At 67.6% G+C, this 24277-nt stretch carries 23 protein-coding genes and 2 pseudogenes; 14 read left to right on the top strand and 11 right to left on the bottom strand.

Going from position 1 to position 24277, the window contains the following annotated elements; all coding sequences use genetic code 11:
• Positions 1-10: 10 nt before the first annotated feature.
• Together AC07UK_RS17645 and AC07UK_RS17640 are read right to left on the bottom strand one after the other, a co-directional pair.
• Positions 11-1402 (bottom strand): nuclease/transposase family protein, encoded by a 1392-nt coding sequence (locus tag AC07UK_RS17645; protein ID WP_494687947.1) that lies wholly within the window; start codon positions 1400-1402, stop codon positions 11-13.
• Positions 1399-2021 (bottom strand): annotated as a pseudogene (locus tag AC07UK_RS17640) (IS607 family transposase). Before AC07UK_RS17640 ends, AC07UK_RS17645 begins: the two are co-directional and overlap by 4 nt.
• Here AC07UK_RS17640 and AC07UK_RS17635 point away from each other — a divergent pair.
• From AC07UK_RS17635 to AC07UK_RS17615, 5 genes are all read left to right on the top strand, one after another.
• Positions 2014-2712, top strand: coding sequence for a TetR/AcrR family transcriptional regulator (locus AC07UK_RS17635; RefSeq protein ID WP_494687946.1), 699 nt, complete (start codon positions 2014-2016; stop codon positions 2710-2712). The pseudogene AC07UK_RS17640 and the gene AC07UK_RS17635 overlap by 8 nt on opposite strands.
• A gap of 142 nt (positions 2713-2854) precedes the next feature.
• A complete protein-coding gene (locus tag AC07UK_RS17630) occupies positions 2855-3295 on the top strand; it encodes a CBS domain-containing protein (RefSeq protein WP_436220529.1) in 441 nt (146 codons plus the stop codon).
• Positions 3296-3518: 223 nt separating this feature from the next.
• Positions 3519-5084, top strand: coding sequence for an MDR family MFS transporter (locus AC07UK_RS17625; RefSeq protein ID WP_494687945.1), 1566 nt, complete (start codon positions 3519-3521; stop codon positions 5082-5084).
• 80 nt (positions 5085-5164) lie between these two features.
• Positions 5165-5809 carry a glutathione peroxidase gene (locus AC07UK_RS17620; protein ID WP_456807539.1) on the top strand — a complete coding sequence of 215 codons (645 nt, stop codon included), beginning with the start codon at positions 5165-5167 and terminating at the stop codon, positions 5807-5809.
• 145 nt (positions 5810-5954) lie between these two features.
• Positions 5955-6740 carry an oxygen-binding di-iron domain-containing protein gene (locus AC07UK_RS17615; RefSeq protein ID WP_035826958.1) on the top strand — a complete coding sequence of 262 codons (786 nt, stop codon included), beginning with the start codon at positions 5955-5957 and terminating at the stop codon, positions 6738-6740.
• Here the strand turns inward: AC07UK_RS17615 and gstA are convergent, their stop codons facing one another.
• The 6 genes from gstA to AC07UK_RS17585 form a co-directional block, all read right to left on the bottom strand.
• Positions 6741-7364 (bottom strand): glutathione transferase GstA, encoded by a 624-nt coding sequence (gstA, locus tag AC07UK_RS17610; RefSeq protein WP_494687944.1) that lies wholly within the window; start codon positions 7362-7364, stop codon positions 6741-6743. It lies immediately after the preceding gene.
• 144 nt (positions 7365-7508) lie between these two features.
• Positions 7509-8246, bottom strand: coding sequence for an aspartate/glutamate racemase family protein (locus tag AC07UK_RS17605; RefSeq protein WP_013955163.1), 738 nt, complete (start codon positions 8244-8246; stop codon positions 7509-7511).
• Positions 8247-8277: 31 nt separating this feature from the next.
• A complete protein-coding gene (hydA, locus tag AC07UK_RS17600) occupies positions 8278-9699 on the bottom strand; it encodes a dihydropyrimidinase (RefSeq protein WP_494687943.1) in 1422 nt (473 codons plus the stop codon).
• A gap of 4 nt (positions 9700-9703) precedes the next feature.
• The gene (locus AC07UK_RS17595) at positions 9704-10432 is read right to left on the bottom strand and encodes a maleate cis-trans isomerase family protein (RefSeq protein ID WP_494687942.1); all 729 of its coding nucleotides are present in this window, start codon (positions 10430-10432) and stop codon (positions 9704-9706) included.
• A gap of 70 nt (positions 10433-10502) precedes the next feature.
• Complete coding sequence (locus tag AC07UK_RS17590) at positions 10503-11699, bottom strand: serine hydrolase domain-containing protein (RefSeq protein WP_013955166.1); 1197 nt, start codon at positions 11697-11699, stop codon at positions 10503-10505.
• 104 nt (positions 11700-11803) lie between these two features.
• Positions 11804-13102, bottom strand: coding sequence for an MFS transporter (locus AC07UK_RS17585; RefSeq protein ID WP_436220536.1), 1299 nt, complete (start codon positions 13100-13102; stop codon positions 11804-11806).
• 41 nt (positions 13103-13143) lie between these two features.
• On the opposite strand from AC07UK_RS17585, the gene AC07UK_RS17580 reads away from it, so the two are divergent.
• The 3 genes from AC07UK_RS17580 to AC07UK_RS17570 all read left to right on the top strand — a co-directional run bounded on the left by AC07UK_RS17580 (position 13144) and on the right by AC07UK_RS17570 (position 16421).
• Positions 13144-14028, top strand: coding sequence for a GntR family transcriptional regulator (locus tag AC07UK_RS17580; protein ID WP_494687941.1), 885 nt, complete (start codon positions 13144-13146; stop codon positions 14026-14028).
• A 25-nt stretch (positions 14029-14053) separates the two neighbouring features.
• Positions 14054-14902, top strand: coding sequence for a fumarylacetoacetate hydrolase family protein (locus tag AC07UK_RS17575; protein WP_494687940.1), 849 nt, complete (start codon positions 14054-14056; stop codon positions 14900-14902).
• Between the two features lie 271 nt (positions 14903-15173).
• On the top strand, positions 15174-16421 hold the full coding sequence (locus tag AC07UK_RS17570; protein ID WP_494687939.1) for a M20 aminoacylase family protein: 1248 nt from the start codon (positions 15174-15176) through the stop codon (positions 16419-16421).
• A gap of 18 nt (positions 16422-16439) precedes the next feature.
• Here the strand turns inward: AC07UK_RS17570 and AC07UK_RS17565 are convergent, their stop codons facing one another.
• Positions 16440-17318 carry an AraC family transcriptional regulator gene (locus AC07UK_RS17565; protein ID WP_494687938.1) on the bottom strand — a complete coding sequence of 293 codons (879 nt, stop codon included), beginning with the start codon at positions 17316-17318 and terminating at the stop codon, positions 16440-16442.
• 127 nt (positions 17319-17445) lie between these two features.
• Between AC07UK_RS17565 and AC07UK_RS17560 the strand changes: the two genes are divergently transcribed.
• Positions 17446-18681, top strand: a complete 1236-nt coding sequence (locus tag AC07UK_RS17560; RefSeq protein WP_494687937.1) for an MFS transporter — start codon at positions 17446-17448, stop codon at positions 18679-18681.
• A gap of 3 nt (positions 18682-18684) precedes the next feature.
• On the opposite strand, the gene AC07UK_RS17555 is transcribed toward AC07UK_RS17560, so the two are convergent.
• Complete coding sequence (locus tag AC07UK_RS17555) at positions 18685-19236, bottom strand: MarR family winged helix-turn-helix transcriptional regulator (protein WP_494687936.1); 552 nt, start codon at positions 19234-19236, stop codon at positions 18685-18687.
• A 106-nt stretch (positions 19237-19342) separates the two neighbouring features.
• Here AC07UK_RS17555 and AC07UK_RS17550 point away from each other — a divergent pair, with 106 nt between their 5' ends.
• The 3 genes from AC07UK_RS17550 to AC07UK_RS17540 all read left to right on the top strand — a co-directional run bounded on the left by AC07UK_RS17550 (position 19343) and on the right by AC07UK_RS17540 (position 21698).
• Positions 19343-20257, top strand: a complete 915-nt coding sequence (locus tag AC07UK_RS17550; RefSeq protein ID WP_494687935.1) for an EamA family transporter — start codon at positions 19343-19345, stop codon at positions 20255-20257.
• A gap of 45 nt (positions 20258-20302) precedes the next feature.
• Complete coding sequence (locus AC07UK_RS17545) at positions 20303-20611, top strand: hypothetical protein (RefSeq protein WP_494687934.1); 309 nt, start codon at positions 20303-20305, stop codon at positions 20609-20611.
• Between the two features lie 103 nt (positions 20612-20714).
• Entirely contained in the window at positions 20715-21698 is a 984-nt protein-coding gene (locus tag AC07UK_RS17540) for a Bug family tripartite tricarboxylate transporter substrate binding protein (protein ID WP_494687933.1), read from the top strand.
• On the opposite strand, the gene AC07UK_RS17535 is transcribed toward AC07UK_RS17540, so the two are convergent.
• Positions 21695-22375: a response regulator transcription factor gene (locus AC07UK_RS17535; protein WP_494687932.1), complete on the bottom strand. Its 681-nt coding sequence runs from the start codon at positions 22373-22375 to the stop codon at positions 21695-21697. The two genes, AC07UK_RS17540 and AC07UK_RS17535, sit on opposite strands and share 4 nt — an antisense overlap.
• A 221-nt stretch (positions 22376-22596) precedes the next feature.
• Between AC07UK_RS17535 and AC07UK_RS17530 the strand changes: the two are divergent.
• Together AC07UK_RS17530 and AC07UK_RS17525 are read left to right on the top strand one after the other, a co-directional pair.
• Positions 22597-23325, top strand: a pseudogene (locus AC07UK_RS17530) (response regulator transcription factor).
• A complete protein-coding gene (locus AC07UK_RS17525) occupies positions 23322-24074 on the top strand; it encodes a sensor histidine kinase (protein WP_494687931.1) in 753 nt (250 codons plus the stop codon). Before AC07UK_RS17530 ends, AC07UK_RS17525 begins: the two are co-directional and overlap by 4 nt.
• The last annotated feature ends 203 nt before the right edge of the window (positions 24075-24277 follow it).

Raw genomic sequence — 24277 nt, 5'->3', positions numbered from 1 at the left:
TAAAATCTGCTCAAAGCTGAGCATTGGATTTATCCGCACTTCGTTGACGCGGCTTGCGCCGCCCAACTGAAGCCACCTGACGCTCAGTTGCGCCGGAGGAGCGCGCGAGCAGAATCTGCTTCACCTGGAGGTGAGGCATATACCGGGTGATTTCCCGGTCGTGCATCCTGTTCCGCACGTTCCGCGCAGCATTGGTATCCGCCTGAAGAACGTCCCCGTTGGTACGGTAAAACTTGTCGCCCTTGCGCTTGCCTTCGAGCAAGTCCGTGAACGAGTCCATTTGCGACGTGTAGGCGGCGTTGACGACGACGTGCGTCGCTCCACGCTGCGTGCAAACTTCATCGAGCGCTTGAGCCAGTACCCCCTTGGCCCATGCGCTCATGCGGCGGTTGTAGTTCCGCCACTGACTCTTCCCCTTGATGGGGGACGTCAGATCTTCCGAACCGACCATTGCCGCCTTGTCCACGATGGTATGGGCGGACTGGTAGGCAATCGTGCGCAACCGCTGCTTCGTGCGGTCCCTGCGCGCCTGCAGTTTCACGCGTCCGAGGTTGCACTTCCTGATGCGCTCGGCCTTGGCGATGCGACCGGCTTTGCGATGGGCTTTTTCAAGGGCATGCAGCCGGTTTCGTGCTTTCCCGGTCTTCGAAACCTGGTCGCTGAAAGCGCTCAGCACGGCGCCGAACGTCTGCCCATGATGCTCGCCATCTGAATCGGCGAAGGCCTCGGTGTAGCCTTTGTCGACGCCAATTTCCCCCGAACCGCAGGGGCGCCCGTGGGCCTTCGCAGTAGCGTAGTGGATTTCGACCGCGTCACCCTTGACGATCACACGCAGGTTGCAACCCGTGAGGTCCACGTTCTTGCCGTTGCTGTTCGTCCTGAGCTCGATCGGAGGGCCATATTGCCTGGCGATGTGTATGGTGATGACAAGGTGCCCGTCTCTGACGCGGCTCTGATGCTTGTCCGAGCGGACGATGAACTGATTGTCGCAACTCGAAACGCCGTGCCGAAAGTACTTGCGCATCATCCGGTGCAGGTACTTGTCTTCGAGCCACTTGTCACGTTTGAGCAGGGTATAGAGCCGCTTTCGCTCTGCCTCGTCGCAGGTCCGCTTCGCGATGGCCTGTCGCACCTTCGCGCATGCGGCCGCCTTGTACGTCAGGATGTCGTTGACGGCATCCTTTGTGGTCTCGGCTCGGATCGTGCCGTCCACCGCCAGCGACGCATACCAGCCGCCAGCAGTCACTTCCTTGCGGATGTCGGCCGCACTCTTGCCGACGTTCCCCAGCGCGCCGTAGCGACGCCAGAGGTCCGCTCGGACGAACGCCGTCGCCCTGCACACCGCGCGAAGCGCAGGCACGCACGACGACGTCGCATAGAGCGTGCGGGTGACGGTTGTCATTCCAGAATTTCCTTCGGTACCTTGCTATCCGGATAGTCTTCCTTGATCTGCTTTTTGTACTTGCGCATGCCGTACAGGCGGCAGGAGAACGTCTGGACGATGGCAAGCAGGTCCTCAACCATTTCCTGCTCTGGCGACAGCGATTCCTGATTGACCACGATGATCTCGCAAAGTTCTCGCGCGCAAGATGGTCGAGCAGGTCGAATCCGAAGCGAACGAGCCTGTCCTTGTGGGCGATGAGAACTCGCTCAACCTCATCACGCTGGATGCGCTCAATCGGCGCGAGGAAACGCTTGCGCTTGAAGTTCATGCCGCCGCCGACTTCCTGAATCCACTCGTCAACAGCAATTGCGCCAGCCCGGCAGTATTCCTCCATCGCCGCCACCTGAGATCGCAAGTCGTCGCGCTGCCCAGCGCTACTGACGCGGCAGTACACGACTGTCGATCGCTTCTCAGGCCCGCCGCCAAGCATCGCCCGAACATCGGACTCGTCAAAGTACCGATGTCCGGAAGGCAGGTGCTTAGCCGCCAGGATGCCCTCGCGCTCCCAGCGGCGCACCGTGCTCGGAGCCCGTCCGATGCGCTTTGCGAATTCGTTGATCCGATAAACCTTGATCAGCGGCGCCGCCGCCGGGTTCGGAAACGAAGCGCCCGCCGCCGGCGACCTGAAACGGCCCGCCACGCCGCGCAGCAAGCCGCTCAAGCGCCCTTCGCAGCAGCGCGCGCACTTCACCGTCAACGCCATCTACGACGCCTTTGTTCGGATCTGGCGCCGCGATGGCTGGGACGGCGTGACCACGCGCGCGGTGGCGCTGGAGGCAGGGTTCTCGGTCGGCGCGCTGTATGAGTACTTTCCCAGCAAGGAAGCGCTGGCGTCGGGCTATGTGCGCCACACGGTCGAGACCATGCTGGCGCGCATCGACACCGAGGTCACGCAACGGGCCAATGCCGACTGGTGCACGCGCGTGCGGAGGCTGGTGGCCATTGCCTGCGGCGCGGCCGATGATGTCGGCATCGTCTTCGATGCCGACATCATCGGCCTGGAGCCGCGCATCGCCGAGCCCAAGCACCACCGGCGCGTGTTCGAAGAGTTCTGCGAGGCCTGGCGCCGGGCGCTGTGCGCTTGCCCCGACTTGCCCACGGCCCCGGATGCCGCGAAGGTGCAGGCGCTGGTGCTGGCGGTCTGGGGGGCGCGCCGCTATCGGCTGCTGCTGCAGGGCGCGGCGCTGCAGCCGGCGCAATGGGTGTCCGAAATGCAGGCGCTGTGCCTGGCGGCACTGGACGAAAAAGCGACCGATGCGCAACCTTGACCCCACGGTTGCCATGCGGGCGTCACAACATTGCTTACAAAGATTCGCGTAAGTCACCCTGTAACGGCGCGCGTTACTTTGCTACTCTGATTGCATTGGCACCGCCAGCCGCATTGCATTGTCGACGGAAAAGGAGTTGGTGATGAAAACCGCACGCCAGGTTCTGGAGTCCAAGCCGAGTCAGGCTATTTACAGCGTCCCGCCCACGGCGACCGTCTACGCTGCGCTGCAGTTGATGGCGGAGAAAGGTATCGGCGCGCTGCTGGTGATCGAGCAGGGCAAGATCCAGGGGATCCTGAGCGAGCGCGACTACGCGCGCAAGGTGATCCTGATGCAGCGCACCTCGCGCGAGACGCTGGTGCGCGACATCATGACCAACGCGGTGATCTACGTCGGCGCCAGCCAGACCACCGACGAATGCATGGCATTGATGACCCGGCACCGGCTGCGCCACCTGCCGGTGATGGAAGGCGACGAGCTGATCGGCATGCTGTCGATCGGCGACCTGGTGAAGGACATCATCTCCGAGCAGCAGTTCATCATCGAGCAGCTGGAGCATTACATCACTGGGGGCGGGCGTTAGGCCTGTCGTGTCCGGGGGCCAGGTCGCATGGGATGCGGCCGCCCCGTCCACGATCCCGAATGCGAGCATCGCAAGCGCGATATGCGCTGGCCGCATATAATTATGCGTTCGCTGAATTAGGCCCCCGCGACGGCGTCACGCCCCCTCTCACGCGGTTCCCGGCCGATATTCCCTGCATTTGACGTTGCTTTCACCGCACATCGCTGCGGTTTCGTGCTTGCCCATGTCTTCACCCTCTTCCGCCGCATCCGCCCGGGACACCACGCCGGCCCTGCCCACCCACGACCATCGCGCCGTGATGCGGGTGATCGGCGGCATCGTGCTGTGCATCCTGCTGGCCGCGCTCGACCAGACCGTGGTGATCCCGGCGGTGCCGGCCATCGCCAATGACCTGAACGGCTTCAGCCACCTGTCGTGGATCGTGACGGCGTACCTGATCGTGTCGACGGTGACAACGCCGCTGTACGGCAAGCTGTCGGACAGTTTTGGCCGGCGGCGCCTGCTGATGGTGGCGATCACGCTGTTTATCGGCGCCTCGGTGGCATGCGCGCTGGCGCAGACGCTGGGCCAGCTGATCCTGTTCCGCGCGCTGCAGGGCGTGGGCGGCGGCGGGCTGATGTCGCTGGCGCAGGCAGCCATTGCCGATGTGGTGGCGCCGCGCCAGCGCGGGCGCTACCAGGGCTACCTGGCCACGGTGTGGGCGGTGGCGTCGATCGCCGGGCCGCTGGTGGGCGGCTGGGTCTCTGATCATATGTCGTGGCGCTGGCTGTTCTGGGTCAACGTGCCGCTGGGCCTGCTGGCGATGTTCATGTGCTACCGCGGGCTGGCCATGCTGCCGCCGCGTGGTGGGCGGGCGCGCGTGGACTGGATGGGGGCGCTGCTGCTGGCGGTGGCCATCGTCGCCTTCCTGCTGGCGATGAGCTGGGGCGGCGACGTCTACGACTGGCTCTCGCCGGAGCTGGGCGCCCTGCTCCTGGTCGCCGTGGCCGCCGTGGTCCTGCTGACCTGGCAGGAGCGCCGCGCCGCGGACCCGATGCTGCCGCCGCGCCTGTTTGCCAACCGTGCCTATGTTATGGGCGTGGCCGCCTCGGCGCTGGCCGCGCTCGATATCTTCCTGTGCATCTTCGCCCTGCCCCTGCACTTCCAGCTGGTGCGCGGCGCCGATGCATCGACCTCCGGCCTGCTGGTGATGCCGTTCCTGCTGGCCACCGTGGCGGGCAACTTTATCGTCGCGTGGCTGGCGCCGCGCGTGGGCCGCATGCGCGGCATCCTGACCGCCGGCTATATCGCCGGCGCGCTGGGGCTGATCGCACTGGCGCTGGTGACACCGGCGGTGCCGCTGGCCGTGGTGCTGGCGGCGATGACGCTGGCCGGCGTGGGCCTGGGCATGACCATGGTGGCCACGCTGATGAGCGTGCAGAACGCGCTGGAGCGCCGCGACACCGGCGCCGGCACGGGCGCGCTGCTGGTGCTGCGCTCGCTCGGCAGCGCGCTGGGCGGGGCGCTCGCCGGCACGCTGCTGACGCTGGAATTCCGCCATGCGCTGGCGGCCTCGGGGGTCACGCAGGCGCTGGACCTGGGCGCGCTGCGCCACGGCAGCGAGGCCTTTGCGCAACTGTCGCCGTCCGTGCGCGCGGTGCTGGCGGGCGGCGTGGAGTCGGGCTTCCACCTGATTTTTGCCGCGGGCGCGGCGGCGGCGGTGCTGGCGCTGCTGATCGTGCGCCGCATGCCGGACCTGGAGCTGCGCGGCAGCGTCACCGAACACGCTGCCACGCTGGCGATGGATTGAGCCGGCCTGCCGGAAAGCCGCTACCGGCGTAGACTATGGCGTACCCGATACAGCGAGCCGCCTTCCGGAGCCCCATCGCCATGACTCGTCGTTTCCCCTCGTCCGCCACACTCCAACAACTGCGCCCGGCCGCCCTCGCCGGCGCGCTGGCGCTGGCCGCAGCCGGGGCCGCACTATTGCCGCACCCTGCCCGCGCCGCCGACAAGCCGGCCACCGCGCCTGCACCGCAGGCAGCAGGCGCCTGCCCGGCGTCGCTCAACTTCAAGTTCCCGCGCCTGCAGGATGAAGCCCCGCAAAACCTCTGCCAGTACGCGGGCAAAGTCGTGCTGGTGGTCAACACCGCCAGCTACTGCGGCTTCACGCCCCAGTACGAAGGGCTGGAGGCGCTCTACAGCAAGTACCGTGACCGTGGCCTGGTCGTGCTGGGCTTCCCGTCGAACGATTTCTCGCAGGAGCCCGGCTCGGAGAAGCAGATCGCGGACTTCTGCTACAACACCTACGGCGTCAAGTTCCCGATGCTGGGCAAGTCGCACGTGCGCGGCAGCGAGGCCAACCCGATGTACGCGCTGCTGGCGAAGGAAACCGGCACCGCGCCCAAGTGGAACTTCTACAAATACCTGATCGGCCGCAACGGCCAGGTGGTGGGCAGCTACAACAGCAAGACCACGCCTGACGACAAGCAGTTCGTCGCCAAGATCGAAGAACTGCTGGCCAGCCCGCGCTGACGCGCGCGACGCCCGGCCGGGGTGTACACGCCTGATGACAGTCCGGCCGCTGGGGGGCGCGTGTTCGCTCCCCCATTGATTTGCATCAAGTTTGCAACGGGATTCGCTGAGTAACGTCGCCGCTTGCGACGAGCGGAGCGAGGCAATGGGAATCACGTTGTACGACGCGGACGGGCACACCTGCCTGATGTTCACCGACCTGGTCGAGGAAGCGCATGGCGAAGCGGTGCAGACCAACCAGTTCCTGGTCGTCGACCACGGGCATGGCGCGCTGATCGATCCCGGCGGGCAGATGACCTACAGCGAGCTGTATCTCACCATCAGCCGCTACTTTCCGCCCAAGCAACTCGACTACGTGCTGGCTTCGCATGCCGATCCGGACATCGTCGCGTCGGTCGGACGCTGGCTGACGGGCTCTGACTGCCGCATCTTGATTTCCAGCGTGTGGGCGCGCTTCCTGCCGCATTTCTGCCAGGCCGGTAAGACGGCCGGGCGCATCGTGACGATTCCCGATGCGGGCATGCATATCCCGCTCGGGCACAGCTCCCTGGTCGCGGTGCCAGCGCACTTCCTGCATTCCGAAGGCAATTTCCAGTTCTACGATCCTGTCAGCAAGATCCTGTTCTCGGGCGATCTCGGCGCGGCCATGACAGGCGCCAAAGCGGCCGGCACCACGGTGACGGATTTCGATGCGCATACTCGCCTGATGCTGCCGTTCCACCAGCGCTACATGAGCGGCAGCCGCGCGTGCCGGCTGTGGGCAGCCATGGCGCGGTCGATGGATATCGAATGGATCGTGCCGCAGCACGGGCCGTCGTTTCGCGGCAAGCACATGGTGGCGCGCTTTATTGACTGGATCGACGCGCTGGCGTGCGGGCTGGACCTGCTGACGCAGGACCACTATCGCGTGCCCGCACCCGCCATGCGCTGATCAGTCGCGCACGAGCCCTTCGGCGCGCATGGCTTCCTGCACCGCCGGCCGCGCGGCGATGCGCGACAGGTAGTCCTGTAGCGTGGGGTATGCCGTCAGCGGCATCATCAGCATGCGGGCCCAGCCGAGGATGGTGAAGCAGTAGGCGTCGGCCACGGTAAAGGTGTCGCCGGTCAGGTACTGGCGGCCCTGCAGGTGCTTGTCGAGCTCAGCAAAGCGCAGTTGCAGCTTGGCCTTGCAGGCCTCTACCGTGCTCTGCGCGGTTTCCTTGTGCCACAGCCACGGGCTGAAGACCTTGTGCAGTTCCGTTGAGACCAGCGTGATCCAGCCGGTGGCTTCCAGCCGCTCGCGCGTGCCGGCGGGCAGCAGCGCGCGTTCGGGCACCAGGTCGGCGATGTACTGCAGCAGCGATGCCGCCTCGGTATGGCGCGAGCCGTCGTCGAGCTGCAGCAGCGGCACGTAGCCGCGCGGGTTGATGGTGTAGTAGTCGTCGGTGCCGTCTTCAGGCACGGCCAGCTTGTGGTGGAGCAGGTCGACCTTGGCCAGCGTGACCGGCAGGCCGGCTTCGCGCAGGGCGATATGGACGGCCATCGAGCAGACGCCCGGAGTGTAGTAGAGCTTCATTGCGATCCTGTGGTGGTTGCCTGGCCGCCACGTCATGCGGCGGCCGTGCAGGCAGTCTAGGATCGCCCCCCTTATGCAGCAATGCGCGTCCTTGCGGACGCGCATTGCAGATTTGCACAGGGCTCAGTTTGCGCTCGGTTGCGCTCAGTCGAGCAGCTTTGCCAGCGCCGGCGGCAGGCCGGCATTGGGCTTGCGCGGCGGCCGCGCGAAGCTGCCCTGCGTGGCGCTGCCGGCGCGCAGGGCCACCAGCGATTCGCAATGCCGCACCGCGCTCGACACGCCATCCACTACCGGCACCGGGATGCGCCCTTGCAGCGAGCGCGCCAGTCCCGCCAGCGGCGCGCCGGCGACGATGATCACGTCGGCGCCGTCCTGCTCGATGGCTTGCAGGGCAAGTTGTTCCAGCCGCGCGGCATGGTCTTCCTGCACGCTGCCGATATCGCGCAGGGGTTCCTGCAGCGAGCGCACGCTGGCCAGCCGCGACGACAGGCCGTTGGCCGCCACGCATTCGCGGTACCACGCCTGGATGCGGTGCGAGATCGCGATGATGGAGAAGCGCTGCCCCAGCAGGCAGGCGCTGGCCAGCGCGGCTTCGGTCATGCCGACGACGGGGACGTCGAACAGCTCTTTCAGCCCGGCCAGGCCGGGGTCGCCGAACGCGGCGACCACCAGGCCGTCGAACTGGCCGGCGTGTTCCGCGGCGGCGCAGGCGGTGGCATAGCCGCCGACCAGCGCCTCGAAGCGGGTTTCGATATAGGCCACGCCGAAGGCCGCGGTGGCCATCTGCAGCGTGGTGGTGGCGGCGGCGGTGCGCCGCGCTTCCGCCTCGATCAGCGCCGTGACGGATTCGCTGATATTGGGATTGACGATCAGGAGTTTCATGGTCGATATGGGTTGGCTGCGGGCGTGGCGATCAGCCCAGCATCGGCGCGCCCGCCGGCAGGAACTGCCCGCGGCCGGCCTGGGGTTCCTGGTACTGGCCATCGCGCACGAGCATCTCGCCGCGCGAGAAGCAGTGCACCGGCCAGCCGGTCACTTCGATGCCTTCGTACGGCGTGTAGTCCACCGCATGGTGCAGCGCGCTGTTGCGGATCTGCACGCGCTTGTTCGGGTCCCACAGCACGATGTCCGCATCCGCGCCGATGGCGATGGTGCCCTTGCGCGGATACAGGCCATACAGCCGCGCCGGCCGCCACGAGGTCAGCTCGACAAACTGGTGCAGCGACAGCTTGCCGCGCGCCACGCCGTCGAACAGCAGCGGCAGGCGCGTCTCGATACCCGGCACGCCGTTGGGGATATGCTCGAACGAAGGCCGTTCGCCGCCCGGCTGCTTGCCTTGCGGGTCGTCATAGCGGAACGGTGCATGGTCTGACGAGAACACGCTGAACACGCCATTGGTCAGTGCGCGCCAGACCGCGGCCTGGTTCTCCGGGTCGCGCGGCGGCGGGCTGCACACGCACTTGGCGCCTTCGTAGCCGTCGTCGCCGGGCAGGGCCATGTCGTCGGCGGTCAGGTACAGGTACTGCGGGCAGGTCTCGGCCAGGATCTGCAGCCCCCTGCCTTGTGCCCAGCGGATCTGCTCGATCGCTTCCTTGCCCGAGACATGCACGATCAGGATCGGCACGTCGACCAGTTCGGCAAAGGTGATGGCGCGGTGCGTGGCTTCGCGCTCCACCGCGGCGGGCCGTGCCAGGCCGTGGAAGCGCGGTGCGATGCGCCCTTCCCCGACCAGCTTGTCGGTCAGCCACGAGATGCAGTCGGCGTTCTCGGCATGCACCATCACCAGCGCGTTGTTCTGTTTGGCGACGTCCAGCACCGACAGCATTTCGCGGTCGGACAGCTTCAGGTCGTCATAGGTCATGTAGACCTTGAACGAGCTGTAGCCCTTGCGGATCAGCGTCGGCAGTTCATCGGCCAGCACCGCCGGCGTGGGGTCGGCCACGATCAGGTGGAAGGCGTAGTCGATCACCGCGCGGCCTTCGGCGCGGCGATGGTAGTCCGCCACGGCAGCCTTGAGCGATGCACCCTTCTCCTGCGCGGCAAACGGGATCACGGTGGTGGTGCCGCCGCACACCGCGGCGCGCGTGCCGGTGAAGAAGTCGTCGGCCATGCGCAGGCCGTCGGGCATGGGCTGGTCGAGGTGGCAATGGCCATCGACGCCGCCGGGCAACGCCAGCAGGCCATCTGCATCGATCTCGCGCGCGGCTTGCGGCAGTGCGTGGCCGAGCGCGACGATCTGCCCGTTGCGCACGCCGATATCGCAGCGGAAGCGGTCAGAGGCAGTGACCACGTCCGCGCGCCGGATCACCAGGTCGAGGCTGTCGTGAGCGGACATCGGCTTACTCCACTTCGCGGAACAGGCGGCCCCAGCCGCGCAGCTCACGCGTGTCCACGCCGCACAGGCGCAGCGACTTCCACACCACGGTGGAGATGGTGTCGTACAGCGGAATGCCGGTTTCGGCTTCAAGCTCTTCGGCCAGGTGCGCGGCGCGCAGGTTGGTGCAGAAGGTGGTGATGGCCTGCGGCTGGTGCTGGGCCAGGCCGCGCACCATCTCGCGGATGGTGTCTTCCTCGACCTCGGCGAAGCTGTAGTTCACATGCAGGTCCAGGTGGCTCTCGGCCACGCAGTTGAAGCCGCTGCGCTCGTAGTTGGCGATGATGCGCTGCTGCACGTCGTCCAGGTACGGCGTGGCCAGGCCGAAGTTGCGCGCGCCGGTTTTTTCCAGGATCTCGTTGAGCGCCAGCACCGACGTGGTGGCCGGGATGCCGGTGGCTTCGGTGATCTGCTTGCACAGCGCTTCATCCTTGTCGAAGCCGAGCCAGCCGGAAGAGGTGCCGTTCCAGGCGATGACATCGACGCGCGCATCGGCCAGCAGGCTGGCGGCGGCCAGGATCTTGTCCAGGTTGAACTGGCCCAGGGCCTGGTCGCGCAGCGAGATCTCGGTCACGGTGAAGCGCGAGAAATGCGCGCTGACGTGGGGCAGGCCGCTGACCATGGCGCTGGTGATCGGTTCGAGCGCCGTGTTGGAAGACGGGGTCAGCATGCCGAGGCGGATTTGCTTGGTCATTTCAGTCGTTCTCAGGAGTGAGCGGGCGCCGTCCGCCTGGATATGCCGGGGGCGGCGCTGCTTCGATTGTTTATTGTTCGGGTTTGTCGTTGAAGGCGAGGGCGGTGCCGGGTACGCCCTGGCTGCTGCGCGCCAGTTCCAGTTCCTTGCGCAGCGCCGCCTGCCGCGCGGCGTCGGGCTTGACCGACTTGCCGGCCTGCAGCGCGGGCAGCACGTAGTCATTGACCATGCGCCGGTACAGGTCGAGGTACGCCGCATCGCGCAGGCCGCCTTGCGTGGACATGATGCTGTTCATCACGATCACTGCGTTCTGCTTCGGCAGCACTGTGATGAACTGGCCCTTGTAGCCCATCGCGCTGAACTCGCGCTCGCTTTGCACGATGTTGTTGACCCAGCAGTAGAAGCCATAGTCCTTCGCCGGACCCGCAGGCGTGGTCATGCGTGCGACCCACGAGGCCGGCACGATCTGCTGCCCGTTCCAGCGGCCTTCGTTCAGCATCAGCATGCCGAGCTTGGCCATGTCGATGGAGCGCAGCCGCAGGCCCCAGCCGCCCGATACCGCGCCCTTGCCGTCGGCGCCGTCCCAGCGGTAGTGGCTCATGCCGAGCGGGCCGAACAGGCGCGCTTTCGCATACTGGTCTTCAGGCTGCCCGGCGGCCTGCGTGACGGTTGCGCCGACCAGCACGGGATTGACGTCGATATAGTCGAACTCGGCGCCGGCCTTGGTGCGCACGGCGGCGGTCGCCGCCACGCGCAGGCGGTCCGGCACGCCGTAGTAGAGCGTGTCGGTGCCTTCCACCAGCTTGTACGACAGGCCGCTGGACATCGACATCAGGTGGCGCAGCTGGATCGCCTGCTTGTCTGCCAGTGCCGGGGCGAGGTCGGGGCGCGCTGCCGCCAGGCGCTGCGCGGGTGTGTCTTCAGCGCTCAGCTTGCCGTCGCCGACCAGTGTGCCGACCAGCAGCGCGCTGATGAACTTGGTGACGGAATACAGCTCGTGGTTGTAGTCGCGCGACAGGCCGTCGCCATAGCGCTCGAACACCAGCTTGCCGTCCTTGATGACGAGCAGGCTGCGTACGTCGAGCTTGTCGCGGCGGATCCATTCGGACAGTGCGACGAGTTTTGCCGAATCGACGCCGACGGCTTCGGGTTGTGCGGTCGGCAATCCATCACCGGCAGGTGCCGATGGCGCTGCCGGCGCGGCGTGCGCCTGCGCTGCGCCCAGCACGAGCAGGGCGGCTGCCAGCATACGTGGGAAGCGGTTCATGACATGTCTCCTCCACCGCTGCGCCGGTAGCGGCCGGCGCAGCGTGTGTGGTTTGCCTTGCATGAGGCAATGTTTGAGTGTGGGTCCTTGGGTACCGCAGCGGATCAGACCGGGATCTTGGTCTCGTAGTCGATCGCGGTCGAAGCGAACAACAGACCCACGCCGGCTGCCGCGAAGAACATCAGCGCCAGGAAGTAGGAGCCCGTGGCCTGCACGATCAGGCCAACGATGATCGGCACGCTGATGCCGGCGATATTGCCGCCCAGGTTCATCAGGCCGCCCAGGAAGCCAATCTTGTTGCGGGTGGCCAGCATCGACGGTACGGACCAGAACAGGCCGCACCAGCGCAGGAAGAAGAGGGTGGAGGAGAGCAGCGCCACCACGGCCACTGCGTCGGTGACATAGGCCACCGAAAAGATCGACACGGTGGCGACCACGGCCGCAATGCCGAACAGCGTGCGCATCACCACGTTGGGGCGGCCGCCGGCTTCCTTCCACTTGTCGGCGATCCAGCCGCCGACGAGTTCGCCGACGAAGCCGCTCATGAAGATGATGAAGCTTGCGCCGCCCATCGTCTTGAGGTCAAAGCCGCGGGCCTTGCTCAGGTAGGTCGGCATCCAGGTGAGCAGGCCGTAGAAGACAGTGTTGAAGCACATCCAGCTGACGGCCATGCACCACACCGAGCGGTACTTGAAGAAGTCGAGCGAACGGCCGGACAGGTTGGTGGGCTCGGCGCTGTGCTCGCGGGCATGCGCTTCCTCGATGTGGCGCGCTTCGAGTTCATTGACGCCGCTGTGTTCGCGCGGCGAATTGCGGATGTACCACCAGGCCACGAAGCCGGCGAGCACGGTGCCGACGCCGGCCACCACGAACGACATGCGCCACGAGCCGAGTTCGCTGATCAGCCCGGCAATGATGAGGGAGCCGAGCGCTGCGCCCAGCGGCGCGCCGCCGTCAAGCAGCGTGGCGCCGCGACCGCGTTCGTTCTGCGTCATCCAGATGGCGTTGAGCTTGCCGCCGGCCGGGTAGATCGGCGCTTCGGAGGCGCCCAGCCCGAGCCGGGTGATCAGCAGCGAGGTGGCGTTGGTGCAGGCCGCCGCGATCGCCTGGAAGAAGCCCCAGAACACGGTGGCGCAGGCAATCACGATGCGCGGCTTGTACTTGTCGGCCAGCATGCCGCCCGGGATCTGCATGAAGGCGTAAGTCCAGAAGAAGGAGCTGAGGATCAGCCCCTGCATGGCGGGACTGAGGTCGAACTCCTTGGCGATCAGTGGCATGGCCACCGACAGCGAGGCGCGGTCAATGTAATTGATCGCGACGAGTAACAGCATCATCAAAAAAATCTTCCAGCGCACCGAGGTCTTGGCCTCTGTGATCACTGTCGCCCGGCTTGTCGTCTCCATGACGGCGTCTCCTGTTTTAGTCCTTGGGTGAGGCAGTTCTGTTGGCGTTCTGCGCAACAGGTCGGAGTATAGGATACGTAATCTGTAATTACAACGCGTGTAAGTCATTGATTTTGCGATATTGCGCATGCACAATTTTGGTATGTGGTAGCCTTGTCGTGGTGCATTTCCCCATTCTGGTGACGTCTGTGACACAAACGCTTTCCCAAACCACGCGCCTGCGCACGCTCGGCATGTCGGCCGAAATCGCCGCCCGGCTGCGCACCATGATCGAAGAGGGCGAACTGCCGCCCGGCGCGAGGATCGATGAACGGGCCTTCTGCGAGACCTTTGATGTCTCCAAGACGCCGCTGCGCGAGGCGCTGAAGGTGCTGGTGTCCGAGGGGCTGGTGCTGCACCGGCAGTACATCGGCTACCGCGTGGCGCCGCTGGACCTGGAGGAGTTGCGCGCCACCTTCGAGACCCTGCACGGGCTGGAGGCGCTGGCGGGTGAACTGGCCGCGCAGCGCCTGGGCCCGGCGGTTATGGCCAAGCTGGAGCGGCGCCACCTGGCCATGATCGATGCGCATGCCGCGGGCCGGCGCACCGACTATTTCCGCATCAACCAGGAAATCCACCAGCTGATCATCGACGGCGCGGCCAATCCGGTGCTGGCCGGCGTCTATGCCACGCTGATGAGCAAGGTGCACCGCGCGCGCGGTGCGGCCAATGCCGATACCATCCGCTGGCAGGAGTCGCATGAGGAACACGAGGCCATCATGGCCGCGCTGCGCGAACCCGGCCGGCCGCGCTTGGCTCAGGTGCTGCGCGCGCACTCCGAGAACACCGCCACGGAAGTCCTGAGCGTGGTGGCGCAGACCCTGGCCGAAGCCGGCGCAACCGGCGCAACCGGCGCAACCGGCGCCGCGCTCAAGAAATCCGCCTGAACAACCCCTGAAGACAACGACGACGATGAAACTGGTTCGAGTAGGCAAGCCCGGCGCCGAGCGCCCGGGCATGATCGATGCGCAAGGCCGTGTGCGCGACCTGTCCGGCGTGGTGGCCGATATCGGCGCGGCGCAGCTGGCGCCGGCGGCGCTGGCGCAGCTGGCGCAGGTGGACCCCGCGTCGCTCCCGGTGATCGAGGGCGCACGCTTTGGCGTGCCCTGGAGCGGCGTCGGCAAGATCGTGGCGATCGGCCTGAACTATGCCGACCACGCCGCCGAGGCCGGCATGCCGCTGCCGGCCGAGCCGATCGTGTTCCTGAAGGCCAACAGCTCGCTGAATGGTCCCGACGACGCGGTGATGCTGCCGTTCGGCTCGGAAAAGACCGACTGGGAAGTCGAGCTGGGCGTGGTCATCGGCAGCACCGCGCGCAATGTCTCGCGCGAAGCGGCGCTGAACCACGTGGCCGGCTACTGCGTGGTCAATGACGTGTCGGAGCGCGAGTTCCAGATCGAGCGCGGCGGCACCTGGGACAAGGGCAAGGGCTGCGACACCTTTTGCCCGGCCGGCCCCTGGCTGGTGACGCGCGACGAAGTGCCGGACCCGCAGGCGCTGGGCCTGTGGCTGGAGGTCAATGGCGAGCGCATGCAGAAGGGCAGCACCGCCACCATGGTCTTCGACGTGGCCACCGTGGTCAGCTATGTCAGCCGCTTCATGACGCTGCTGCCGGGCGACCTGATCGCGACCGGCACGCCGCCGGGGGTGGGCATGGGCTTCAAGCCGCCGCGCTTCCTGAAGGCTGGCGACACCATGCGCCTGGGCGTGGACGGGCTGGGCGAGCAGACGCAGCAGGTGGTGCCCTACGGCGAACGCTGAGGGCAGGGCCGTGGCAGCGCGTCACCCTTCGGGGTGACGCATGCCGGCATGCGCTGCATGCGGGCTAATACACCATCCCCAAAGGTTCCCCATCGATACGCTTTCACACAAAGCGTTGGGTTTCCATACAAAGCGTACGATTAGGGCAACAGTTCCGGTGCCGAAACGGGCCCGATTACATGGTTTTACAGGTAAACGCACACTTAGCGTTTCGCTCGCGTTTTCTGCGTGAAATACTGGTTATACAGGTTTCGCCAGAGAGCAAAACACCATGTCTGAGCACGCCCCCGAAATCGAGTCCTATCTCGGCACCACCCTCACGGCGTCCCCCGCGTCGCCACTCAAGCACCGGTACTGCGCGCTGGCCGACACCCTGGACAGCCGCGCTGAACTCGAAGTCATCCGGCGCAATATCCACCAGCATCCCGAACTGGCCTTCGACGAGGTCCGCACCGCGGGCCTGGTCGCCAGCCTGCTGGAGACGTGGGGCTATACGGTCACGCGCGGCGTGGGCGGCACCGGGGTGGTGGGCACCCTGCGCTGCGGCGACAGCGGGCACAGCGTGGGCATCCGCGCCGACATGGACGCCTTGCCGATCCACGAACGCACCGCACTGCCATACGCCAGCGCCAATGCCGGCCGCATGCACGCCTGTGGTCACGACGGCCATACCGCGATCCTGCTCGGCGCGGCAAAGCAACTGGCGCGCACGCGCAACTTTGACGGCACCGTGCACCTGATCTTCCAGCCGGCCGAGGAAATCGGCGCGGGCGGCGGCGCCGAGCGCATGCTGGCCGACGGGCTGTTCGAGCGCTTTCCCTGCGATGCGATCTTCGGGCTGCACAACCATCCGGGGGTGGAGCAGGGCAGTTTCCTGTTCCGCTCGGGCCCCTTCATGGCGGCGTGCGACACGGTCACCATCACCATCCGCGGCAAGGGCGGCCACGCCGCGCGCCCGCACCAGTCGGTCGACCCGATCCTGGTGGCCGGCAGCCTGGTGATGGCGCTGCAGTCGGTGGTGGCGCGCTATGTCGACCCGAACGAGACCGCGGTGGTGACGATCGGCACGCTGCACGCCGGCCACGCGCCCAATGTGATCCCGGACAATGCGCGCATGGAGATCAGCGTGCGCTCGTTCAACCCCGAGGTGCGCGCATCGGTGGAGAACCGCATCCGCCAGCTGGCCACCTCGCACGCCGAGGGCTACGGCGCGGTGGCCGAGGTCGACTACGTGCGCGGCTACCCGGTGCTGGTCAACAGCGAGCGCGAGACCGAGTTCGCGCGCCAGGTGGCCGAGGAACTCGTCGGCGCCGACAAGGTGGTGGACCAGGCCGCGCGCATCGCCGGCAGTGAGGACTTTGCCTACTTCCTGCAGCAGCGCCCGGGCTGCTTCGTGCGGCTGGGCAACGGCGCCAACCAGCCGCTGCTGCACAACGCCGGCTACGACTTCAACGACGAGAACCTGACCGTCGGCGCGGCCTACTGGACGCGGCTGGTGGAGCGGTACCTGGCGCGCTGACCGGCCTGGCGCCTACGCTCAGCGGAAGAACGCACTTGGCGGCACGCCGAACTGCCGCCTGAACATGGTCGCAAACGCGCTCGGGCTGTCGTAGCCCAGGTCCAGCGCCACATCCACCACCTTGCTGCCGGCGGCCAGCTTCTCCAGCGCCGCCAGCAGGCGCGCCTGCTGGCGCCATTGCCCGAAGGTCATCCCGGTTTCACGCGCAAAGCGGCGCTGGATGGTCTTGGGGTCCACCCCCAGCCGTGAACCCCAGTCCGCCAGCGTCAGCGCCGTATCGGGCGCGCCGGTGATGGCATCGCAGATCTGCCGCAGGCTGTCGTCGGCCGGGCGCGGCAGGTGCAGCGGCAGCGACGGCACCAGCATCACTTCATCGAGCAACAGCCGCATCAGCCGCGCGTCGCGCGTGTCGGGGGCGTAGGGCAGGGGGATGTCGATCGCAGCCAGGATTAGCTCGCGCAGCAGCGCGGAGATGCCCAGCACGGTGCAGCGCTGCGGCAGGTCGGGCGCGGCATCGGGGCGGATATAGGCGGTGCGCATCTGCACCCGGCCGACCATGCGGATCCAGTGCGTGGCGCCGCCCGGCATCCACATGCCGCGCGTGGGCGGCACGATCCACTGGCCTTCGGCGGTGGCCACCACCATCACGCCATGCACTGCATGGATCAGCTGCGCGTGCGGATGCTGGTGCGGGTTGGTCACGTGGCCGGGCAGGTAGTCGGCGGCCATGGCGGTGACGGGCAGGGGGCTGCGGTCGAAGCGGACGTAGGGCGGGGGATCGGCGTAGGTGTCGCCCAGCGCCAGCGTCTCGGGCGTGGGGGCAGGGGGCGCATGCTGGTCGCGGGGGCGGCGGCGGGCCGCGCCGGAAGCAGAAAGGGGGCGAGGGGCGCGCGGCATGTCCTTTTCTCCAAGGTTGCGGACCTATTCTCGCAGGACAGGCGCCAGGGCGCCAGCTAGCATCGGTGCTCAGTTCCTTCCAGGCCGGCGCCCCCGCTGGCCGCTTTCCGTCTGTCGAGAGCCGCCAATGAGCACAACCATCGACTCCGCGCCTGCTGGCGCGACACCGTCCGCGACATCCCCCCAGGCCGAACGCACCGGTTTCCGCGTGCTGTCGGCGATCAGCTTCGCCCACTTCCTCAACGACATGATCCAGTCGTTGATCCTGGCGATCTATCCGATGCTCAAGGGGGGCTTCAACCTGAGCTTCACCCAGATTGGCCTGCTGACCATGACCTACCAGGTCACGGCGTCGCTGCTGCAGCCGGTGGTGGGCCTGTACACCGACAAGCATCCCAAGCCGCATTCGCTGGCCATCGCCATGGCGTTCACGCTGGCGGGCCTGCTGCTGCTGTCGGTGGCGCCGAGCTACGGCGTGCTGCTGGTGGCCGCTGCGCTGGTCGGCACGGGGTCGTCGATCTTCCACCCCGAGTCGTCGCGCGTGGCGCGCATGGCCTCGGGCGGCCAGCACGGGCTGGCGCAGTCGATCTTCCAGGTGGGCGGCAACGGCGGCAGCGCCATGGGGCCGCTGCTGGCCGCGCTGATCGTGCACCAGCAGGCCAGCCTAGCGTGGTTCTCGCTGGCGGCGCTGGTGGGCATGGTGGTGCTGTGGCGCATCGGCGGCTGGTATGCGCGCCAGCTGGCGCAGGGCGCGCGCAAGCGCAAGGCCGCGGGCGCGGCGGCCAGCCCGGTGCCCACGCGCGTGGTGGTGCGGGCCATGGTGGTGCTGATGGTGCTGGTGTTCTCCAAGTACTTCTACATGGCCAGCCTGACCTCTTACTACACCTTCTACCTGATGGAGCGCTTCGGGCTGGCGCGCCAGGACGCGCAGCTGCACCTGTTCATGTTCCTGGCCGCGGTGGCGGCGGGCACCATCCTGGGCGGCCCGATCGGCGACCGCATCGGCCGCAAGCGCGTGATCTGGGCGTCGATCCTGGGCGTGGCGCCGTTCACGCTGATGCTGCCGCACGTGGGCCTGTTCTGGACCACGGTGCTGACCTTCATCATCGGCTTTATCCTGGCCTCGGCGTTCTCGGCGATCCTGGTGTTCGCGCAGGAGCTGATTCCCGGCAAGGTGGGCATGGTGTCGGGCCTGTTCTTCGGCTTTGCCTTCGGCATGGGCGGCATCGGCGCCGCGGTGCTGGGCGGCATGGCCGATACGCACGGCATCCGCGCGGTGTACGAGTACTGCGCCTACCTGCCGCTGCTGGGCCTGCTGACGGTCTTCCTGCCCGATCTGCGCGAGCGTCCGCAGCGGGCCTGACGCTCAGGCCGGGTCATTGCCTTCGCCGCCACCGCCCGGTGGCGGCTCGAACATGCGCAGCCAGCGGCGCAGCAGCGCGGCCAGCTGTGCGCGCTCCGTCGCGGTCAGGTCCGCCAGCAGGTGGTGCTCGTTGGCCACGTGCAGTTCCAGCGCGCGGTCGACGCGCTCGCGTCCGGCCTCGGTCAGTTCCACCAGCAGCCCGCGCCGGTCTTCCGGATTGGGCTGGCGCCGCACCAGTCCGGCCCGCTCCAGGTGGTCGAGCCGGTTGGTCATGGTGCCCGAAGTGATCATCAACGAGCCGATCAGCGCGCCCGGCGACAGCGCATACGGCGGCCCCGCGCGCCGCAGCGTCGCCAGCACATCGAATTCCCACGGCTGCAGGCCGGTTTCCCCAAGCGCGGCTTCAATGGCGCGGCTGGTATGGCGGTTGAGCCGTCCCAGCCGGCCGATCACGCCCATCGGCGAGGCATCCAGGTCCGGGCGCTCGCGCGCCCATTGGGCGAGAATGCCGTCGACATGGTCAGGCGTGTCTTCGGGTTTGCGGCGGGTAGTCATCGAGGAGCAGGCGTGCGAATACGCGGGTGGCAGGAACACCGAAGTATCTTGACATCAACCAATCGGCTTCGTAAAGTCTATTTATCTTGACATCAAGAATATCGACATGAAGGCGACTGGATCTTCCTCCCTGGCCGCGTCCGGCGGCGTGACCCTCAGGGACATCCTGCTGACCGGGCTGGCCCCGGCGATCTGGGGCAGCACCTACCTGGTCACCAGCCAATGGCTGCCGCCGGGGCAGCCGTTGCTCTCAGGCGTGATCCGGGCCCTGCCGGCCGGGCTGGCGATGCTCGCCTTTGGCCGGCAACTGCCGCGCGGCGGCTGGTGGTGGCGCGCGGCGGTGCTGGGCGTGCTCAATATCGGCTTCTTCCAGGCCATGCTGTTTATCGCCGCGTACCGGCTACCGGGCGGGGTGGCTGCCACGGTCGGCGCGATCCAGCCGCTGATCGTGGTGGTGCTGGCGTGGGCCTGGCTGGGTGCGCGCCCGCGGCCGGCTGCCTGGATGGCCGGCGTGGGCGGGCTGCTGGGCGTGGCGCTGCTGGTGCTGGGCCCGGCCGCGCGGCTCGACGCCGTCGGCGTGGCGGCGGCAGCGGCCGGGGCGGTATCGATGGCGGTGGGCACGGTGCTGACGCGGCACTGGCGCCCGCCGGTCTCGCCGCTGGTGCTGACGGCATGGCAGCTGTGCGCGGGCGGGCTGTTCCTGCTGCCGTTCGCACTGGTGCTGGAACCGCTGCCCGGGCATTTCACGCTGGCCAACTGGCTTGGCTATGCGTGGCTGAGCATTGTCGGGGCCGGCTTCAGCTATGCGCTGTGGTTCCGCGGTGTCGGGCGCATGCCGTCGTCCGCGGTGGCGGCGCTGGGGCTGCTGAGCCCGGTCAGCGCCACCGTGCTCGGCTTCCTGGTGCTGGGCCAGGCATTGACGGCGATGCAGGCCGCCGGCGCGCTGCTGGTGCTGGGCAGCGTGTGGCTGGGCCAGCGCGCGGCGACGCCGGCCGCGGTGGCGCGCATGCAGCCGGCCTGATCCGATTGCGTCAGCGGCTGCTGCCGGGCGGCGTTTTGCGGCATCATGGCGGGCATGAAGTCTGCCGTGCCCCCGTCCCCGCCACCCGTCCAATCCGCGTCAGCACCGTCTGCCGCGCCCGCCACGCCTGCCTGCGAGCGCTGCCTGGCGCTCGCCGCCGACCCGCGCCGGCGCGAGCCGCCGTCCTGCCTGGCGCTGCGCGGCACGGTGCCGCTGGTGAGTCAGAGCGCCGCCGGCGTGCCGTTCAGCATGCTTTCCTTTGCCTGCCGCGACTGCGGCACGGTATGGCGGCTGTATGACCGGGCCAACGAACTCTTTGTCTCGTGGGTGCCGGAACGCCCGCTGGTGCGCTGAGCGCGCAGGTTTCGATCGGCTAACATAGCGACTGCTCCGCGCCAGGCCGGCAATCCGCTGCCGCGCCCGGCGCCTTCCTGTCGAACTCTCCCGCATTTCCATCATGGCCTTCCCCTTCCGCTCATCCCTGCTGGCCGCCCTGTGCGTGACCAGCGGTGCTGCCGCACTGCCTGCCGCCGCTGCCGACGCCTATCCCAGCCGCCCGATCCGCCTGATCGTCGCCTACCCGACCGGCGGCATCAGCGACACCGTGGCGCGCGCGCTCGGCGAGCGGCTGTCGGCGCAGATGGGCACCTCGGTGGTGGTCGAGAACAAGGCCGGCGCGGGCGGCAGCATCGGCATCGACGCGGTCGCCAAGGCTGCGCCGGACGGCTACACGCTGGGCTTTGCCGCCACCAGCCCGCTGACGCTCAACCCGCATGTCGGCCGCGTCAACTACGATCCGCAGAAGGACGTGGCGCCGGTGATGAGCGTGATGTACTCGCCGGTGCTGGTGGTGGCCACCTCCGGCTTCAGCGGCAAGAGCTTTGCCGACGTGGTCGGCCAGGCCAGCGCCAAACCGGGCTCGGTGCGCTGGGCAACGTCGGGCCTGGGCACGGTCGGCCATGTGGTGCTGGAACAGATCAAGCAGAAGTCGAAGGCCGACATCACGCTGATCCCGTACAAGGGCGCGGGCCAGCAGATGAACGACGCGCTCGGCGGCCAGTTCGAGGTGATGAGCACCAACGCCAGCCCGGTGCTGACCCAGCATATGCAGGCCAACCGCCTGCGCGCGCTGGCGGTGGGTGCGCCCAGGCGCCTGGAGAGCCTGCCCTCGGTGCCGACGCTGGCCGAGCTGGGCTACCCCAAGGCCAACCTGACCTCGACCTTCGGTATCTTCGCGCCGGGCAAGACGCCCGCGGCCATCATCAGCCGCCTGAACGCCGAACTGAACAAGGCGCTGGCCGAGCCGGAAGTCCATGAGCGCCTGCTCAAGGGCGGCGAGGTGCCGACCGGCGGCACGCCGGCGCAGTTTGCCAAGGCCATCCGCGAAGAGTCCGCGGAGAACGCTCGCATCGTCAAGGAAGCGGGCATCAAGGCCGACTAGGCCGCGTCCAGGCGGCTGCCCAGCCCATACACCGACGACAGCCGCACGCCGTTGTGCGGCCACAGCGCCAGCTTGGTGCGCACGCGCGACAGGTGGCTGTCCACAGTGCGCGAGGCCGGGTCCATGTGGTAGCGCCAGACCTGGTCGGCCATGGTCTGGCGCAGCACCAGCGAACCCAGGTTGCGGAACAGCAGTACCGCGAGATCGAATTCCTTGGGGGCCAGCAGCACCGGCTTGCCCTGGACCCACACGCGCCGCTCCGCGGTGGCAAAGCGGAACACGCCGTGCTCCAGGTCGCATTCGTCGCGCGCCGGCCTGGCGCGGCGCAACAGCGCCAGCACGCGCGCGGCCAGCTCGGCCGTGCGCAGCGGCTTGGGCACGTAGCTGTCGGCGCCCTGCGCAAAGCAGGCCGCGACGAAGGCTTCTTCGTTGGAGGTGCCGGTCAGCATCACCGGCATCTCGTTGCCGAGCGTGCGGCGCACCCATGCCAGCACTTCCAGGGCCGGGATCCCCGGCGTATCGCAATCGAGCATCAGCAGATCGAACGACCTGCCGCGCAGCGCGCCGATCATGGTGCGTCCGCTGAGATAGCGCGTGCACTGGTGCCCGTTCAGGCGCAGGGTCTGTTCGATGCTGACAGCGAGGGTCGGGTCCGCCTGCAGCGCGGCGATGGTCACGAGAGTGGCTCCTGCGCGGGCGCATCGGAATGCGCCGATGTATGGACAGAGCATGGCACTGCGGTCCCGCTCGGCACGCAGCGAAGCCCATGGTAGGAGCGGCCCGCTGAGGCGAGAAGTAAAAGATTGTTGAAAATCGAGATTGAGGTCTTTCCTATTCGTGCGGAAGGCAACGTGGTCTTAAATGTCCCGCTGGTGTCCTGTTCCGTCGGAGACAACACATGGGAAAGAAAATGGCATCGCGCATTGCCTCGCTTGAGGACGCGCCCGCGGATGCGGCGGCAGGTCATTGCCGGCGCGGGACATGACTGCGTGACCTTCGCTGAAAGCCGGCGCCCGCTGCTGGCGCTGCGCGACGCGGACTTCGACCTGCTGCTGTTGGACTGGCAGATGCCGGACTTGTCCGGGCGCGAGGTGCTGGCCAGGGTGCGTACCCACCTCGATCGCCGCGTACCGGTGATGTTCTTGACCTGCCGCGAGGCCGAGCCCGACATCGTCAATGCCCTGGCGGCGGGCGCTGACGACTACATGGTCAAGCCGGTGCGCCCGGCCGAGCTGGCCGCGCGCATCGACTGCCTGCTGCTGCGCGCGTACCCCGCGCAGCTGGCGCCGCTCGCGCCGTTGCGGCTGGGTGAATACGCCTTCGACTGCGCCCTGCGCAAGGTCACCTGCAACGGCGATCCGGTCGGCCTGACACCGAAAGAGTTCGACCTGGCGGTGCTGCTGTTCCGCAATGAGGGGCGCATTGTCATCGCGACCACATCTCCGCCGCGGTCTGGGGCCGCGAGATCTCGCCGCTGTCGCGCACCATCGATACCCATGTCTCGCGCGTGCGCAGAAAGCTTGGCCTGCAGGCAGGGCATGGCTTGCGGCTGACCCCGGTCTACACGCATGGCTACCGGCTGGAGCGCACCGATCGCCCGGAGCGCACCGAGCGGGCTGCCGCATGAAAGCGTCCCGGTTGCACCAGGCGGGGCTGGCCGTGGCACTGTGGCTTGGCGGCCGCTGGCTGGCGCGGTGCCTGCGCGGCCGGCCGGCTGGGCAGCGCCGCGCTGATGTGCGCAACCCCGCCGCCGTGCACGACATGCTGCTGCACGTGCTTGGCCACGACCTGCGCGCGCCCAATGCCTCGCTGCTGGCCTGGCTGGAGCTGCGCCGCACGCAGGACCAGGCCGACGCCGCGCTGCTGGCGCAGGTTGGCGGCCATGCGCGCCGTTCGCTGCGCCAGATCGATGACCTGAACCGGCTGCTGCGCGAAACGCGCCACGCCTATCGCATGCGCCGTATCGCCATGGAGTCGCTGCTGGATGAAGCGCTGGACCGCGTCTGGCCCCTGGCCAGCGAAGCCGGCATCCGCTTTGAACGGCCGGCAGGCCGCCTGCCGCGCCTTGGCGGGGACCAGGCCATGCTGGCGCAAACGCTGGAATCGCTGCTGACCAGCGCCATTGGTGCCGCAGCGCGGGGGACTGCGCTGCGGGTCACGTGCCGTGGCCACTCCGGCGGCCTGGCGCTGTGGCTGGCGCTCGATCCCGCCGATGACGAGAGCGCCGCGCGGCTGGCGCAGCCCGGGCCGGCACTGCTGTGCGCGCAGCGCGTGGTGGCGCGCCACGGCGGCGTGCTGGTGCCGCTGCAGCCGATGGGCGAAGCCGCCTCGCCGGCCGGCTGGTACCTGTGGCTGCGGCGCCGGCCGCGCGCATGAAAAAAGGCATCCCGAAAAGGCAAGGGGTCGCTTAAAGTGTTGACGGGGTTAACGAGAAAGGCATAGAGTACTGTATATCCATACAGTGCCTTATTCCTTTGCTCCACACCTTTGAAACCCGCCTCGATCTGACCCCCGAGTTAGCCGCCTTGTTGGCGGTTAACTCGGAACGCTGGTCGTGGGGCGCGCGTAAGGCTTGGAGT

It is taken from the genome of Cupriavidus sp. GW821-FHT07C08, assembly GCF_059419025.1.
This window is presented reverse-complemented; position numbering and strand designations above follow the sequence as displayed.

Excerpts from the sequence above, each read along its gene's own strand:
- AC07UK_RS17570 (WP_494687939.1), top strand. The coding sequence starts at position 15,174 with ATGTCTGAGCACGCCCCCGAAATCGAGTCCTATCTCGGCACCACCCTC.
- AC07UK_RS17575 (WP_494687940.1), top strand. The coding sequence starts at position 14,054 with ATGAAACTGGTTCGAGTAGGCAAGCCCGGCGCCGAGCGCCCGGGCATG.
- AC07UK_RS17645 (WP_494687947.1), bottom strand. The coding sequence starts at position 1,402 with ATGACAACCGTCACCCGCACGCTCTATGCGACGTCGTCGTGCGTGCCT.
- AC07UK_RS17620 (WP_456807539.1), top strand. The coding sequence starts at position 5,165 with ATGACTCGTCGTTTCCCCTCGTCCGCCACACTCCAACAACTGCGCCCG.
- AC07UK_RS17525 (WP_494687931.1), top strand. The coding sequence starts at position 23,322 with ATGAAAGCGTCCCGGTTGCACCAGGCGGGGCTGGCCGTGGCACTGTGG.
- AC07UK_RS17545 (WP_494687934.1), top strand. The coding sequence starts at position 20,303 with ATGGCGGGCATGAAGTCTGCCGTGCCCCCGTCCCCGCCACCCGTCCAA.
- AC07UK_RS17630 (WP_436220529.1), top strand. The coding sequence starts at position 2,855 with ATGAAAACCGCACGCCAGGTTCTGGAGTCCAAGCCGAGTCAGGCTATT.
- gstA (WP_494687944.1), bottom strand. The coding sequence starts at position 7,364 with ATGAAGCTCTACTACACTCCGGGCGTCTGCTCGATGGCCGTCCATATC.
- AC07UK_RS17615 (WP_035826958.1), top strand. The coding sequence starts at position 5,955 with ATGGGAATCACGTTGTACGACGCGGACGGGCACACCTGCCTGATGTTC.
- AC07UK_RS17595 (WP_494687942.1), bottom strand. The coding sequence starts at position 10,432 with ATGACCAAGCAAATCCGCCTCGGCATGCTGACCCCGTCTTCCAACACG.
- AC07UK_RS17585 (WP_436220536.1), bottom strand. The coding sequence starts at position 13,102 with ATGGAGACGACAAGCCGGGCGACAGTGATCACAGAGGCCAAGACCTCG.
- AC07UK_RS17590 (WP_013955166.1), bottom strand. The coding sequence starts at position 11,699 with ATGAACCGCTTCCCACGTATGCTGGCAGCCGCCCTGCTCGTGCTGGGC.
- AC07UK_RS17605 (WP_013955163.1), bottom strand. The coding sequence starts at position 8,246 with ATGAAACTCCTGATCGTCAATCCCAATATCAGCGAATCCGTCACGGCG.
- hydA (WP_494687943.1), bottom strand. The coding sequence starts at position 9,699 with ATGTCCGCTCACGACAGCCTCGACCTGGTGATCCGGCGCGCGGACGTG.
- AC07UK_RS17555 (WP_494687936.1), bottom strand. The coding sequence starts at position 19,236 with ATGACTACCCGCCGCAAACCCGAAGACACGCCTGACCATGTCGACGGC.
- AC07UK_RS17565 (WP_494687938.1), bottom strand. The coding sequence starts at position 17,318 with ATGCCGCGCGCCCCTCGCCCCCTTTCTGCTTCCGGCGCGGCCCGCCGC.
- AC07UK_RS17540 (WP_494687933.1), top strand. The coding sequence starts at position 20,715 with ATGGCCTTCCCCTTCCGCTCATCCCTGCTGGCCGCCCTGTGCGTGACC.
- AC07UK_RS17550 (WP_494687935.1), top strand. The coding sequence starts at position 19,343 with ATGAAGGCGACTGGATCTTCCTCCCTGGCCGCGTCCGGCGGCGTGACC.
- AC07UK_RS17560 (WP_494687937.1), top strand. The coding sequence starts at position 17,446 with ATGAGCACAACCATCGACTCCGCGCCTGCTGGCGCGACACCGTCCGCG.
- AC07UK_RS17625 (WP_494687945.1), top strand. The coding sequence starts at position 3,519 with ATGTCTTCACCCTCTTCCGCCGCATCCGCCCGGGACACCACGCCGGCC.